Below are 13,552 nucleotides of genomic sequence, written 5' to 3'. Positions count from 1 at the left end.
TGCCAGGGCGTCGCTTGAGTCAACCATTCTGGACCTAGATAAGTGTCCAGTTCCCGGTCGCAAAGGCAACATAGGCGATCAGGGCATTTGCCACCATATGGGCCAATATGGCGGCCGGTAACCCGCCCCCACGCAGATATAGGGCGCCAAAGATTGCGCCAGCGGCCATACCAAGCGCGAAGCGGTCATGCATCAGACCGAACAGAAGGCTGCTGACGACCAAGGCGATAACCGCCCGTAGAACCTGACCCTGCCCGGCCATGCGGCGCAGCAGATACCCGCGAAAGAACAGCTCTTCGATGATGGGCACCAGAATTATGGTCCCGAGCAGGCGTGTCGCAATCCATAGGGTATCCCGGTGCTCTGTAATGTTGCCACGGCTGATGTCGGGTGTGGCCATCACGATCCAGACGGCTGCAATTGCGGCCCCGGCGGTGATATCCATAGGGCGTGGCCTGTAGGCCAGCGCCCTAAGGGCAGGCCAGAACAACAGCAATGCGGCTGCCATCATTGCGGTACGCAGCGGATATCCGTCGGCAGGTTCTGCCCAGATTGCAGAAACCAATACGCCGCTCAGCATCATCACGACAAAAGGCACTATGCTCGCGATCAGCATATCGGCACGCAGCGGTGGCAGGTCGGCGGTTGCGGCGGCCACCCTAGCGGGGTTGCTCTGCAACCAGCGAGAGCGATGGGCAATCGCCAGGATCAGCAGCGCAAGACAGGTGAACATCAGCCAGCCTGCATAGCTGTGAAATCCGTTGACCGCATGTTCCGGTGCAATCCAGGCGCCGATCAGGATCAGTATAGCGATACGCGCGACATTGAAGCCCCAGCTGAGCAGCAGAGCGGCGGGAAACAGGAACAGCCAATATCGTGTCTGCCTGAGGTCGCGGCCCATCAACAGCGCATAAAGCCCCATAAAGGTCGTGACGAGGGCAAACCCTTCGACGCCTGAGCAGGGTTCGCCGATCTCCACCAGAAAACCGTCGACACGGATCAGATGCAACGCCGGATCGGACCAGACAGTGGCACCTGAGCTTTCTAGAACCCATGTCACGAGGAGGAACGTCACCGACGTCAGCGCTTCTATGTTCCAGATCGGCTCCATCATGCGAGTGATATCGGGCATGACCAGTGCCACAAGAAGCGCCAGGATCAGAGGCAGGCCGCAGCCGCGCAGCCAGACAACCCAATCTCGAAGTGGCATCAGGGCCAGCAGACCGCCTAGCCCGGCGATGCCGCCGCCTAGGCAGACCAGAATAAGGGTCGGCGAAATCCATGCGTTGATGCCGCTGGGTCCAAACAGGGCCAGCGGGACCAGCGCGATCAGAAGACCGACGAGGTTCAGGATAACTGCCGATGGGCGTTGCGAGGCGCTCCCGACAAATGCGGCCAGCGCAGTATAGGCGCTGTGCACCAGCACAAGATAAAGGCTGAGCACGGTCAACAACGCTAGCAAACGCCCGGCGAGCGACCGTACGGTGGTACAGGCCAGATCCGCGCCGGTGAATTTGCAATGCACATTGGCCAGCAGCTGGTAGGCGACCATGACAAGCAATAGCTCGGCAATCGCCAACCCGAGGATCAGGAATAACCGTCGGCTGCCGTTGCCCAACACCTGGTCGATAGGGCGCGACGACTGTGGCTGATCAGATATCGACATCCACGCCTGGCAGATTCAGCGATTTCATCATGTCGCGCAGTTCCTGCCGTGCCGCGATGTTGGAGATATTCAGCTGTTTGACGCCAATATCCTTGAGGTCCAGCAGGGTCAGCCCGCGCGGAAACAACTCCCGGAACACCACCCGTTCCGAAAATCCGGGGGCAACGCGGAATCCGATCCGTTTCGAAAGCATGGAAATCGCGCGTTCCATCTTTTCCTTGTTCACCATGCGCTGAGTGCCAACTCGATTTCGGATCACAATCCAGTCAATTGGTTTCAGGCCAGCCTGCGCGCGCAACTGTCGCGCGTTCCAGACCATTTCGGAATAAACGGACGGCCCGGTGATCTTTTCACCCTTTTGGTCAGTATGCGCCAGGAGGTCGAAATCGACAAAACTGTCGTTCAGTGGCGTGATCAGCGTGTCGGCCAGGGAATGGGCGACCTGACTGAGCCGGGTGTGCGAACCCGGGCAGTCGATCAGGATAAAGTCGTTGTTGGGTTCCAGCTCGGAGACCGCCGCAGACAGCCGGTGGTCATAGATGTTCTCGCCGGGTTGCAGGCTTTCGGGATCGATTTCGGGCAGCTCATGCAGCTCCACCAGTGGCAGGTCCAGCGCGGCCTTTTCCATGAACGCCTTGCGGTTTTCCAGATAGCGCCCCAGTGAACGTTGACGCAAGTCGAGGTCCAGGGCGGCAATCTTGTATCCCAATCGGGCCAGGGTGGTTGCCACATGCATGGAAACGGTGGATTTGCCCGCGCCCCCTTTTTCGTTGCCGACGACAATAATATGCGCCACGTTCGCTTCCCCCAATCACTGCGCAAAATACCGCGCATTTTGGGATGAGTATACTGCCCGCGCGAATCGATGGAAAGCGGGATATCCGCACGTTAGGCCCTGTTTTAGGGTCTAGGTTCATCCCGCGTTAACGGGAGAGGGCGCTGCGCGGGCGGGCGTGGCACCAATAAAAAACGCCGCCCAAAACGAGCGGCGTTTTCCGAAAGAACAAGACCGGATCGGCTTAGAAGCCCAGGCCTTCGTATTTTTTCTTGAACTTGGATACGCGACCACCGGCGTCCATCAGGCGGGTCGAACCACCGGTCCATGCGGGGTGCACGGTGGGGTCGATGTCCAGCGAGAGAGTGTCACCCTCTTTGCCCCAGGTGGAGCGCATCTTGAGGATGGTGCCATCGGTCATTTTGACGTCGATGAAGTGGTATTCGGGATGGGTGTCGGCTTTCATGATACCACTCCTTACGCTTTGGCTTTGTAGTTTGTATCTTCTGCAATCCGTGCGGATTTACCGCGACGGGCGCGCAGATAGTACAGTTTCGCACGGCGAACACGGCCGCGGCGCACAACAGTGATGCTGTCGATGTTGGTCGAGTGCAGCGGGAAAACACGCTCCACACCTTCGCCAAACGAAATCTTGCGAACGGTGAACGAACCGGCGATGCCGGAGCCATTCTTGCGGCTGATGCAGACACCTTCGTAGTTCTGCACGCGCGAGCGGCTGCCTTCGGTCACTTTGTAGCCAACGCGGATGGTGTCACCGGCTTTGAAATCGGGGATCTCTTTCCCCAGGGCGGCAACTTGTTCCGCCTCCAACTGTGCGATCAGATCCATCGCAGGTCTCCTATGGTTGCTCGTGGTTTTGTCCACGAAGTTTTGCGCGGTTGCGAGAGCTCTTGGTCTTCATCGGGTCCCGCCATTTGCAGCCCGCCAGAGATCGTCCCGTTCTTTCCTGAGAGCGAGCTGACATCCCCCCGGATTGCCGAAGAAGGCGGGTCGAGGGTTTCATGATGCAACAGCACACCGGTCCATAGACGCAGAAGCGAATCCAGACAGGGGCCTTCTATGCCTGTTTTGCTGGCGGATCAAGAGCCCAGGTTCAGTCTGGGACCGGCCTGTCCACTTGCGGGCGCTCACTCGGCCTTTTTGCGGTTCAGAAAGGCCTGCCAAAGGTCAGGGCGCCGCGCCTGCGTGATCTCTTCGCTCATTTTCTGGCGCCATTCAGCAATCTTGCCGTGATGGCCGGACATCAGAACATCAGGTATGGGGTGACCCTTCCAGTCTGCCGGACGGGTGTATTGCGGGTGCTCGAGCAAGCCTGAGGAGAAGCTCTCTTCCTCGGCAGAGGCTTGGTTGCCCAAGACGCCTGGGATCAGCCGAACGGTGGCATCAATCATGGCTTGGGCGGCAATCTCGCCGCCGGTCATCACAAAATCTCCCAGGGAGACTTCCTGAATGCCATAGTGCTGCAAGACGCGCTCGTCGACACCCTCGAATCTCCCGCAGAGCAAGGTGACCCCGTCGCAGCGTGCGAGGTTCTGCATCAACGCCTGATCCATCCGGCGACCGCGCGGAGACAGATAGATCAGGGGCCAGTTACCGGAGGTGCCTGCCATGGTGTGTTCAATAGCGTTGCCAAGAACGTCGGCCCGCAGGACCATGCCGGCGCCGCCACCTGCCGGAGTGTCATCGACATTGCGATGCTTACCGATGCCGAATTGGCGCAGGTCAATGGTTTCCAGCTGCCATAACCCTTCCTGCAACGCCTTTCCGGTCAGGCTTTCGCCAAGTATGCCGGGGAAGGCATTCGGGAACAGCGTCATGATCTTGGCCTTCCAGACGCCGACCAGATCCGGCGTCGGCGTCATCAGCTCGCGCGGTTTAAATGAGGGGCGAATGGCTTTGCGGCCATGAGATTTGTTTTGTGCACTCATGTGGTGCTGTTTAATCCAGTTAGAACGACACGCAATAAAAAGCTTTGGTGTTTGGATGAATTCGGAAATGGCCCTTATTGTTACCGACCGCGAGTATCAGGCCGCAATCGACGATGTGCAGGCGCGCGCAAAAGCGTTCTGGCCACGTATTGCGTCGGATCTAGGTCTGCCGCCCGATGGGGTCAGTTTTCGCAGACTACAGGTGCATAGTCGGCGCCAACACTGTCGCAGTGTGCTCGAGGTCAAAACGGCCAGTGGGCAAAGCTATGTCTTGAGGGCGGTTTTTGACGAAGCCAACGCCGCGCGGCAGATCAGGTTTCTTGACCGGCATCAGCAAGCGGCGCTTGGCCTGCAATCGGTCTGCGGTGTGTCATCGCCTGACGTGCTGTGGCGAGATCAAGATAGTGCTGTAGTTTTGATGGACTTTGTCCAAGGGGATACCGCCTATCGCGAGCTGGCTATGACCGAATACGGGTTCGGTGACCGGGCAGAGGTTCTTCGACGGATTGGACATGCGGTCGCTGAATTGCACAGGGTTTCGGATGCCGGAGATATGCAATTCTGGCCAAAACCGTTTCTGAAACAGGTCTCAGCGCGGGCGGAGGCGGTACGTGCCGGGGAGTTCCAGGTCTTGAAGCCCAAGAGGTACCTGGGCCTCTGCGCGCTGCTTCACCGGGAGGCACGGCGCGCCCGTGCACAGACATTTCGTGGTGCATTGGAGCATGGAGATCTTCATCTACGCAATATCTTGATGTGCGATGGTGAGGTGTCATTCATTGACTATTCAAACCACGACGGAACATTCCCGCAGCGCGATATTGCCGATATCTGGTTGTCCAACTGCCCCGACCACCTGGCTGCAGAAGGGCGCGCGCCTGGTTTCGGAGGTGTTGCCAAAGCCGATTGGGCAGCATTTGAGGACGGCTATGGTGCAGAACTGACGACGGATCCGATCTTTAGGTTCTTCTTTACTTGGCGCCTGTTCAAGCTGTGGTCAGCGCTGGGCGGCAAACTATCGGAGCCGCGACAGAGAACAAAGGATCTCGGGGTCGCTGTTGAACATGTGCTGGAGCAGCTGTTGGCAGCTGAAGGCTGACGGGCTCAGAACACGCCGTCCGGCGGGTCTGCGATGATGCGTCCGCTGGCAAGATCGACCGTCGGCACCGCAGCCAGTGTAAAGGGCAGCAATACTGTCTTGCTGTCTGCCGGGATGGCGATTTCCAGCAGATCACTGGCGCCGTGGTTCTGCACCGATTTCACGGTCCCCAGCAGGGTCCCGCCGGTGTCGTACACCTCCAGCCCCATCAGATCGGTGTGGTAGTATTCATCATCCGGCAGGCTCGGCAGACGGTTACGCGGCGCAAACAGGCGGACCCCCTTTAGAGCATCGGCCTGCTCCTTGGTCTCGATTCCGCCGATACGGGCGGTAAACCCGTTCTTGATGGCGCGGACCAAGGTGATCGTATAGGTCTGGCTGCCGTCTTCGGTGCTGAGCGGGGAATAGTCTTCGATATCCTCGGGCATCGCACAAAAGCTCTTCAGCCGCACTTCGCCCCGCACTCCGTACGAGCCGGAAATGGCACCAACGCAAATCTGCTCAGTCATTCAGTCCATCCTTTGCAGAACCGCGCAGCAGTCCAAGTGCCGCCCGCGAGTCCGCAGCGTTCTGTTTGGTAATTGCGTTCATATAGAACGCCTGCGGTAAAGGCGATCAGAACAAAAACCGCAAGCCGTATCAATCGCCACATGGGCGGATTACCGAGTTTCGATCGGCAATGCGTTGCGCCGGGTTTCCCAACCCAGTTGTTCCAGTTCGGGCGTCTTGGACATCCGCTCCGGGTGACCAACACAGAAATAGCCGATCAGCTGCCAGTCCGCTGGCACATCCAGATCCCTGTTCAACCGTTGTGGGTCAAGGATGGATACCCAGCCCAGCCCCAGCCCTTCGGCGCGCAAGGCCAGCCAGAACAGAGTCACGGCGGTGACCACCGAATAGCGACGCATCTCCGGCATGGTGCCGGCGCCCAACTTGTGACCTTTTGTGGTGGAATCGTCGCAGTAGATCGCCAACTGAACCGGTGCTTCGCGCATGCCTGAAAGCTTCAGTTTGGCGTAGCGTTCGGCCTTGGCTTCGGAGAAACCCGCTAGCGCTTCGGCGTTTGCGCTTTCAAAATTGGCAAGTGCGGCGGCCCGGGCTGCGTCACTTTCGACGCGAATGACCCGCCATGGTTCGCTTAGACCCACGGAGGGAGCCAGCTGAATGGTGTCGAGACAGCGCGTGAGCACTGTCTCGTCCACCGGATCAGAGCGGAACCGGCGCACATCGCGCCGGACACGCATCAACAGATCAAGTTGCATGCGGAAGTCTTCAGAGAATGAATTGTCCCGCATGTTCATCAACTTACTCCGCTTCTGCAGTCGCTTCGGCAGCTTTGGCTGCTTTCTCTTCAGCACGTTCCTGGGCTTTCTTGCCCGGGGTGCCTTTCTTAGGGTTGTTGCGTTCAACCTTAGCGCGTACGCCAGCGGATTCCAACATGCGAGCGATACGATCTGTGGGCTGGGCGCCCTGGTCCAGCCAGTGCTGCACACGCTCCATGTCCATTTTCACGCGCTCTTCGCTGTCTTTCGGCAGCAGCGGGTTGTAGGTGCCCAGCTTTTCGATGAAGCGACCATCGCGCGGCATGCGGCTGTCGGCAGCCACGATGCGGTAGAAGGGACGCTTTTTCGAGCCGCCGCGGGCCAGACGAATTTTCATTGCCATGGGTTCAGTCTCCTTTAATGGCGTTTGCAGGGAAATCCCTGTTATTCCTGGTGTTTCTTGTGGTGTCGGATGACTTCCTGAATAATGAAATTCAGGAAAGCCTTGGCGAAATCGGGGTCCAGGTCGGCCTGTTTCGCCAGGTCTTCGAGCCGTGCGATCTGCGCTGTCTCACGCGTCGGATCGGACGGGGGAAGGTCGTGTTCTGCCTTGAGACGGCCCACCGCCTGGGTGTGCTTGAACCGCTCGCCCAACGTGTAGACGAGGATCGCATCGAGGCGATCAATACTCTCGCGGTGGCCTTTCAGCAACGCCGCTGCGCGGGCGACGGGATCTTGAGTCTCTGTCGTCATTTCTGGCTCCACAAGGCAATGAAGGCATATCGCATCAGGCAGCGTTGGGTGAATAGATCAGTCAAGCGCCCAACCCTCCGGTTTGAACATGGGATCTGCGTAGTGGCTTATCTCCATCTCGATCCCATGGGACAACTGGCTGTTCTTGAGTGCTTCTGGTGCGGGATGCCTGTAGACGGCGTCGTTGCCATCAATGGTTGCGGCGTCCTGGTCCTTCTTGGCACCCAGCCGTTCGGCAAGACGGATCGAATCCAGGTTCTTGGGGTCAATATAGCTGACCGCCCCATCCCAGCCGAGCGTATTGTAATAGTAGTTCCGTGCCGCGTGGGTTGCTTCCAGCGCATAGCCTTTACCTGCGGCATCGGGCCAGATGATCCAGGCGATCTCACGCTCGGGCCAGCCAGCAGGCATCCAGCCACCGGCCATGCCGTAAGTTTCCTCGGTGGTCTTATCGTGGATCATCCACATGCCAAAGCCACGCACCTGCCAGTGGCCGATTTCGGCGGCATAGAGCATCCAGGCCTCATAGGGGTTCAGTGGACCGCCCATGAAACGCGCACGATAGGAACTGAACGTGGCTTTGAAGTCGGGATAATCCACGGCTTCCGGGCCACGCAGAATCAGGCGCTTGGTTTCGATTACGGGGATGGACGATGGCATCAGATGCCCCCCGCGCTGAAGTCGCAGTGGTAATAGATCATTGAAGGCGCCCTGTGATTGCAGGCCGGTCCAGCAGGTGTTTGCGGGGCTGATGGCGCCAGGTGCGCATATTGTGTGCAGGTGCGAGGCGGAACGATACTAATTTTTCTGGGCGGGCGCCGATTCGCTGCGCCAAGGCAATGGAGGCTGCGTTGTCCTCGGGAATGAAGGAGGCGATACTGCTCCAGTTTTTCTCGCGGAACAGCCAGTCGAGAACGACCTCTGCGGCCTCGCTTGCGTAGCCTTTACCACGGGCATCCTCGGTCAGGTGCCACGAAAGCTCCGGCTCTGGCCAGCCCTTCGGGAACCAGGGGCCAATCATGCCGACCGGGCGCCCGGTATTGCGCTCGATGAGGGCGAACAATCCGTAACCACGCAGGTGCCAGTGGCCGATGATCGTCGCTATCGACCACCACAGCGCATCAGGATCGTCGACCGCGTCGATGAAGCGCGGCGCACCAATGCGCAGGAAGGCATCATGCGCGTCAAAACCGGCCTCCGCAGGGGAGACCAACAATAGCCTCTTCGTCATGAGGCTAGGGAAACGATTGTCTGTGTCTGGCATACCCACACTCGTTTCGGCCCCTGCCGCGCGCGCACCAGTGACCTGTTTCGGCATCAATGACGGCTCGATGATGCCAGATGCCGGGAAACAAGGGGTTAAGGCGCTGTTGCGCTGTGGCAAGGCGGCCACAGCGGAGCGGATGTGGGTAAAGACGCGTGTGGGAAGATGGGTGGCCATCATGCGTAGGCCTCCGGTCCGCGCAGGACCAAGTGTTCGGTTTCAAGCTGAAGGATAGCCGGGATCTGCATCATGCCAGTCCCCGCAGATCATGCACGATCACCACGTCGCCGACGCATTCGCCCTCTGCGTCGGGGTCGATAACACCGCCGAGACGCTGGCCCAGGGCGATTGATCGGTGGTTGTTCGGGTCGATAATATTGATCAGACTGTCCCAGCCGAAATTCTGTCGCGCCCAGGTCATGACAGCTTGCGCGGCCTCGGCAGCGATTCCCTTGCCTTCAGCTTCGGGGACGACGAACCAGCCCAGTTCCGGGCCGGGATAGCCGTCCGGTTGGTAAATCCCGACCTCGCCCGCATAGGCGCCGGTTTCTCGGATTTCGACACCGAAGGGGCCGTACCCACGAAGTGTCCAAAGTGCCACATCCCCGGCCCAGACTCTCCACGCTTCGCCGCGCGGCAGGATGCCACGCTCGTAGCGGGCGCGTTCGGACGCAAAGAACGCGGCCCAATGCTCAAAATCCTCAAGCTTGGGGGCGCGCAGCGTCAGGCGCTCGGTCTGAAGGGTAGGGATGGAGGCGATCATGCAGCTTATTTCTTCTTGCCGAAACCGGAGAGGCCGCCGGGCAGCCCCATGCCACCCCCGAGACCACCAAGCCCGCCGAGACCGCCGGGCAAACCGCCCTTGCCGCCCATCGCCTTGGCCGCCGCTTCCAGCGCTTTTGGGTCCATCTGGCTCGGATCCATGCCGGCCATTTCGGGCATGCCACCTTTGCCGAACATGCCTTTCATAGCCTGCTTCAGCATCTTGCCTTTGCCCATCTTACCCATTTTCTTCATGACGTCGGCCATCTGGCGATGCATTTTCATGAGCTTGTTGAGGTCAGAGACCTGCATGCCGGATCCTGCTGCAATCCGTTTCTTGCGAGACGCCTGGAGCAGGGCAGGATTGGCGCGTTCTTTCTTGGTCATCGACTGGATCATGGCGATCTGCTGACGCAGAACCTTGTCGTCGAACCCCGAATCCTCAACCTGCTTGGCCATCTTCGCCATGCCAGGCATCATCTGCATCATGCCCTGCATGCCGCCCATCTGGATCATCTGCTCAAGCTGCATCTTCAGGTCATTCATATTGAATTGACCCTTCATCATGCGCTTCATCATGCGCTCAGCCTGTTCGGCCTCGATGGTTTCTTGGGCCTTTTCGACCAGTGCAACGATGTCGCCCATGCCGAGGATCCGGCCCGCGATTCGATCCGGCTCGAAGGTTTCGATGGCGTCCATTTTCTCGCCGAGACCAACAAAGCGGATCGGCTTGCCGGTGACAGCGCGCATCGAAAGCGCCGCACCGCCACGGCCGTCGCCATCCATCCGGGTCAGGACCACACCGGAGATGCCAATTTTGGCATCGAATTCTTCGGCCACCTCAACGGCGACCTGACCTGTCAGCCCGTCAACAACAAGCAGGGTTTCGCGGGGGGAGACGACATCACGGACGTCTTCGACCTCCCGCATCAACACTTCGTCGATCTGCAACCGGCCCGCCGTGTCGAGCATATAGACGTCGTAACCACCAAGCGCCGCCTGCTGTTTGGCGCGTTTGGCGATATCGACGGGTTTCTGGCCCGGAACGATGGGCAGCGTGTCGACACCGATCTGTGTGCCCAGCACAGCCAGCTGGTCCATCGCGGCAGGGCGATAGACGTCAAGCGACGCCATCAGGACGCGCTTGCCTTCTTTATCTTTCAGACGCTTGGCAAGCTTGCCGGTGGTCGTGGTCTTACCTGACCCCTGCAAACCGACCATCAGGATCGGCGCGGGAGGATTGTCGACCTTCAGCTGTCCGGGATCTTCGTCGCCGCGCAGCACGTCAACCAGTGCGTCATGGACGATCTTTACAACCTGCTGGCCCGGGGTGACCGATTTGGTGACGGCTTGGCCCGTTGCCTGCTCCTGTACGCGCTTCACAAAATCGCGGGCGACCGGCAGGGAAACATCTGCCTCGAGCAGCGCGACACGGACTTCGCGCAGGGCGGTTTTCACATCTTCTTCAGAGAGCGCGCCCTGTTTGGTCAACCGGTCGAAGACACCGGATAGGCGTTCGGATAGATTTTCAAACATGCCTGCGGCCTCCTATGCCGGTTTCGAAGTGGACGCCCCACATGTAGGGAGCAAATGATCCATGCACAATCGCCCCCACGGGCGTAACACGCTGGTGGGGGGCGATCCCTGACACGGGCAGGGACCGGAAGACTCATCATGGCTCCCGGATTTGCAGCATGCGTTACGCCTTTGTCCGGAGTGAGTCAACCCGGCGCGCCCAGACAGAGCGAGGGGGAGGCTGCCATGCGCTGGGTGCAACGGTTGACGCGAGCCACCTCCCTGAGGGAATATCGCAGGGAGACGGCACCTCGGCGACCACTTTACGGGCGCTTATTCGGGTGTTCCCCCATATGACGAAACTACGGTGTCGAATAAGCGGCACCACGCGAGAGGCAGTTATTCTCAAGGCATCTGTTGCGGCAATCTAATGCCGCATTCCTTCATCGGGCGGCTTTGCAGCCATCAGAAGGATCATGACAGATGCGTGTATTTTCGATCATCGGCCCCTCCCAATCCGGTAAAACGGAGTTGGCAACGGCACTGGCGACACTTCAGGAGCCTGGGCAAAAACCACAGCACGCCACGGGCGTTGCAGATCTGAGAGCCTTCCAGTTCATGGAGGAAAACTGGGGGGTGATTGATATCGCCGGCGGGGTTGAAAACCTGGCCATCGCCGGGCCCGCTTTGGCCGCCAGTGATGCAACGGTGGTCTGCGTGCCTGCTGATCCCGCCGCCGGGGTCTTGGCCGCGCCCTATCTGCGTATGGTCGAAGAGGCGGGTGTTCCCGCCTTTCTTTTTATCAACCGTATGGATCAGGCCGCAGGGCGGGTGGCGGATATTGTTGCTGCGCTACAAACCTATTGTCGGCACAATATCGTACTGCGTCAGATCCCTATGCGGGCGGGTGGTGAGGTGATCGGGGCAGTAGACCTGATCTCAGAGCGGGCGTGGAAGTATCAGGAGGGGCAGCCCTCGGCCCTTGTGGCCTTCCCTGACAGCATCCATGCACGCGAGCGTCAGGCGCGCGGAGAGATGCTGGAGGCGCTGGCGGACTACGACGACGATCTGCTGGAGCAATTGATCGAGGATCGCAAGCCGCTGACCGAAGCGGTCTATGATGTCGCCACGCGGGTATTGCAGCACAATGACCTGATCCCTGCGTTGCTGGGGTCGGCGCTGCATCGCAACGGGATTGTGCGGCTTATGAAATCCCTTCGGCATGAGGCCCCGGCAGTTGATGTTGCTGCGCAGCGGTTGGCGGGGGACGGAACGCCCCTTGCAGTGGGCTGCATCGGTGACCTCGTCAAACATCTTGGCAAGACAGTTGTGGTCCGCGCGCTCAGCGAACCTGTCGGGATCGGCGCACAGGTCGGTGGCGGCAACCTGGGGGCGATGACCCAACTGAACGGTGATGGCGGGTTTGCAAAGAACGGGGCAGGCGTCCAGACGCCTTCACGATCTGCGGGGAATGGCAGCAATGGTGCCTCATCTGATGCCGGTGAGTTGGCGCCAGGCGATATCGCGCAGGTGGTCAAGTCTGATCATCTCAGTCTTGGATATACCTATCTTAAAGACCACGCTGCGGAACTGCCGGACTGGGCGCAGCCACGCCCGGCAAGTTATCAACGGATCCTCACCCCTTTACATGATCGCGATGATGTCCGCCTTACCTCTGCGCTGGAAAGAATTGCTGAGGTAGATCCGGGGCTGCGAGTTGATCAGGACGAAATGAGCGGTCATGCGCTGCTCCACCTCCAGGGGCCGTTGCACCTGCGCCGGATTCTGTCGCTGCTAAAAGGGTCGTTTGGCATTGAGGTCAGTGACAAACCGGTGCCACCCGCCCTTCGGGAGACGATCACCCGTCCTGCCACAATCCATCATCGCCACCGCAAGCAGTCCGGGGGGGCGGGCCAGTTTGCGGATGTCGTGCTGAGCATCGCCCCCGCAGCGCGCGGATCAGGGTTTCAGTTTACGGATGAGGTCAAGGGTGGTGCCGTACCCAAAGGGTATATTCCTTCAGTCGAAGCCGGCGCGCGAGAGGCTCTGCAAGCCAGTGTCAACGGTCACCCTGTGGTCGACGTGAAGGTAACCCTGCTGGATGGCAAACACCACTCCGTCGACAGTTCCGATTTTGCTTTCCGCACCGCTGGCAAATCTGCGGTGCGTGAGGCATTGGCGCAGGCCGGGTCTGTGGTGCTGCAACCGATTATGCGCGTGGAAATTCACGTACCCTCCGTCTTTACCGGCGGGCTGGTCCCCGTGGTGAGCGGAATGCAGGGGCAGATCCTGGGCTTTGCCGCCCATCCAGATGCCGCCGGGTGGGATGTGTTTGAAACCCTACTGCCTGTCGCCGCGCAGGAGCAGCTGTGCAACAGCCTGGCCAGTGCGACCCGCGGTACGGCGTGGTTCTCAAGCGGTTTCGATCATTATGAGGAGGCACGGCGGGTGTAGCCGGTCTATGGCAGACTGACCAACCAACAGTGAAACGCCGGCGAAACTATGATGTT

15 protein-coding genes are annotated in these 13,552 nt (G+C 59.5%); 2 read left to right on the top strand and 13 right to left on the bottom strand.

What is annotated here, in order from left to right; translation table 11 throughout:
- Positions 1–34: 34 nt before the first annotated feature.
- The 5 genes from xrtE to trmD form a co-directional block, all read right to left on the bottom strand.
- Positions 35–1,666 (bottom strand): exosortase E/protease, VPEID-CTERM system, encoded by a 1,632-nt coding sequence (xrtE, locus tag VWY60_RS14920; RefSeq protein ID WP_416541012.1) that lies wholly within the window; start codon positions 1,664–1,666, stop codon positions 35–37.
- The gene (locus tag VWY60_RS14915) at positions 1,653–2,462 is read right to left on the bottom strand and encodes a division plane positioning ATPase MipZ (protein WP_340546495.1); all 810 of its coding nucleotides are present in this window, start codon (positions 2,460–2,462) and stop codon (positions 1,653–1,655) included. The genes xrtE and VWY60_RS14915 overlap by 14 nt, the downstream gene beginning before the upstream one ends.
- Before the next feature lie 223 nt (positions 2,463–2,685).
- Entirely contained in the window at positions 2,686–2,907 is a 222-nt protein-coding gene (gene rpmE, locus VWY60_RS14910; protein ID WP_340546496.1) for a 50S ribosomal protein L31, read from the bottom strand.
- 11 nt (positions 2,908–2,918) lie between these two features.
- On the bottom strand, positions 2,919–3,290 hold the full coding sequence (gene rplS, locus VWY60_RS14905) for a 50S ribosomal protein L19 (protein WP_014876109.1): 372 nt from the start codon (positions 3,288–3,290) through the stop codon (positions 2,919–2,921).
- A 299-nt stretch (positions 3,291–3,589) separates the two neighbouring features.
- Entirely contained in the window at positions 3,590–4,390 is an 801-nt protein-coding gene (trmD, locus tag VWY60_RS14900; protein WP_416538318.1) for a tRNA (guanosine(37)-N1)-methyltransferase TrmD, read from the bottom strand.
- Between the two features lie 67 nt (positions 4,391–4,457).
- Here trmD and VWY60_RS14895 point away from each other — a divergent pair, with 67 nt between their 5' ends.
- Complete coding sequence (locus VWY60_RS14895; RefSeq protein WP_416592525.1) at positions 4,458–5,486, top strand: phosphotransferase; 1,029 nt, start codon at positions 4,458–4,460, stop codon at positions 5,484–5,486.
- A 5-nt stretch (positions 5,487–5,491) separates the two neighbouring features.
- Here the strand turns inward: VWY60_RS14895 and rimM are convergent, their stop codons facing one another.
- From rimM to ffh, 8 genes are all read right to left on the bottom strand, one after another.
- The gene (gene rimM, locus VWY60_RS14890; protein WP_416541010.1) at positions 5,492–5,995 is read right to left on the bottom strand and encodes a ribosome maturation factor RimM; all 504 of its coding nucleotides are present in this window, start codon (positions 5,993–5,995) and stop codon (positions 5,492–5,494) included.
- Positions 5,996–6,145: 150 nt separating this feature from the next.
- Entirely contained in the window at positions 6,146–6,787 is a 642-nt protein-coding gene (bluB, locus tag VWY60_RS14885; protein ID WP_416541009.1) for a 5,6-dimethylbenzimidazole synthase, read from the bottom strand.
- A 4-nt stretch (positions 6,788–6,791) separates the two neighbouring features.
- Positions 6,792–7,151, bottom strand: a complete 360-nt coding sequence (gene rpsP / locus VWY60_RS14880) for a 30S ribosomal protein S16 (protein ID WP_340546501.1) — start codon at positions 7,149–7,151, stop codon at positions 6,792–6,794.
- A 41-nt stretch (positions 7,152–7,192) separates the two neighbouring features.
- A complete protein-coding gene (locus VWY60_RS14875) occupies positions 7,193–7,501 on the bottom strand; it encodes a chorismate mutase (protein WP_340546502.1) in 309 nt (102 codons plus the stop codon).
- A gap of 57 nt (positions 7,502–7,558) precedes the next feature.
- Complete coding sequence (locus VWY60_RS14870) at positions 7,559–8,161, bottom strand: GNAT family N-acetyltransferase (protein WP_340546503.1); 603 nt, start codon at positions 8,159–8,161, stop codon at positions 7,559–7,561.
- Positions 8,162–8,198: 37 nt separating this feature from the next.
- A complete protein-coding gene (locus VWY60_RS14865) occupies positions 8,199–8,945 on the bottom strand; it encodes a GNAT family N-acetyltransferase (RefSeq protein WP_416541008.1) in 747 nt (248 codons plus the stop codon).
- A 67-nt stretch (positions 8,946–9,012) separates the two neighbouring features.
- Positions 9,013–9,528 carry a GNAT family N-acetyltransferase gene (locus VWY60_RS14860; protein WP_416538322.1) on the bottom strand — a complete coding sequence of 172 codons (516 nt, stop codon included), beginning with the start codon at positions 9,526–9,528 and terminating at the stop codon, positions 9,013–9,015.
- Between the two features lie 5 nt (positions 9,529–9,533).
- Positions 9,534–11,063 (bottom strand): signal recognition particle protein, encoded by a 1,530-nt coding sequence (ffh, locus tag VWY60_RS14855; protein WP_416538323.1) that lies wholly within the window; start codon positions 11,061–11,063, stop codon positions 9,534–9,536.
- Between the two features lie 462 nt (positions 11,064–11,525).
- On the opposite strand from ffh, the gene VWY60_RS14850 reads away from it, so the two are divergent.
- A complete protein-coding gene (locus VWY60_RS14850) occupies positions 11,526–13,496 on the top strand; it encodes an elongation factor G (RefSeq protein ID WP_416541007.1) in 1,971 nt (656 codons plus the stop codon).
- The last annotated feature ends 56 nt before the right edge of the window (positions 13,497–13,552 follow it).

Origin of the sequence: Phaeobacter sp. JH20_26 (genome assembly GCF_048056275.1) — a bacterium.
Taxonomy (GTDB): domain Bacteria; phylum Pseudomonadota; class Alphaproteobacteria; order Rhodobacterales; family Rhodobacteraceae; genus Phaeobacter; species Phaeobacter bryozoorum.
Note: the sequence above shows the minus strand (reverse complement) of the source record. Positions and strands in the feature narration are given on the sequence as shown.

What these genes read in the sequence shown, in the direction of transcription:
- rimM (WP_416541010.1), bottom strand. Translation starts at nt 5,995, where the DNA reads ATGACTGAGCAGATTTGCGTTGGTGCCATTTCCGGCTCGTACGGAGTG.
- xrtE (WP_416541012.1), bottom strand. Translation starts at nt 1,666, where the DNA reads ATGTCGATATCTGATCAGCCACAGTCGTCGCGCCCTATCGACCAGGTG.
- rplS (WP_014876109.1), bottom strand. Translation starts at nt 3,290, where the DNA reads ATGGATCTGATCGCACAGTTGGAGGCGGAACAAGTTGCCGCCCTGGGG.
- VWY60_RS14875 (WP_340546502.1), bottom strand. Translation starts at nt 7,501, where the DNA reads ATGACGACAGAGACTCAAGATCCCGTCGCCCGCGCAGCGGCGTTGCTG.
- VWY60_RS14850 (WP_416541007.1), top strand. Translation starts at nt 11,526, where the DNA reads ATGCGTGTATTTTCGATCATCGGCCCCTCCCAATCCGGTAAAACGGAG.
- bluB (WP_416541009.1), bottom strand. Translation starts at nt 6,787, where the DNA reads ATGAACATGCGGGACAATTCATTCTCTGAAGACTTCCGCATGCAACTT.
- VWY60_RS14860 (WP_416538322.1), bottom strand. Translation starts at nt 9,528, where the DNA reads ATGATCGCCTCCATCCCTACCCTTCAGACCGAGCGCCTGACGCTGCGC.
- rpsP (WP_340546501.1), bottom strand. Translation starts at nt 7,151, where the DNA reads ATGGCAATGAAAATTCGTCTGGCCCGCGGCGGCTCGAAAAAGCGTCCC.
- VWY60_RS14895 (WP_416592525.1), top strand. Translation starts at nt 4,458, where the DNA reads ATGGCCCTTATTGTTACCGACCGCGAGTATCAGGCCGCAATCGACGAT.
- trmD (WP_416538318.1), bottom strand. Translation starts at nt 4,390, where the DNA reads ATGAGTGCACAAAACAAATCTCATGGCCGCAAAGCCATTCGCCCCTCA.
- ffh (WP_416538323.1), bottom strand. Translation starts at nt 11,063, where the DNA reads ATGTTTGAAAATCTATCCGAACGCCTATCCGGTGTCTTCGACCGGTTG.
- VWY60_RS14870 (WP_340546503.1), bottom strand. Translation starts at nt 8,161, where the DNA reads ATGCCATCGTCCATCCCCGTAATCGAAACCAAGCGCCTGATTCTGCGT.
- VWY60_RS14865 (WP_416541008.1), bottom strand. Translation starts at nt 8,945, where the DNA reads ATGATGGCCACCCATCTTCCCACACGCGTCTTTACCCACATCCGCTCC.
- rpmE (WP_340546496.1), bottom strand. Translation starts at nt 2,907, where the DNA reads ATGAAAGCCGACACCCATCCCGAATACCACTTCATCGACGTCAAAATG.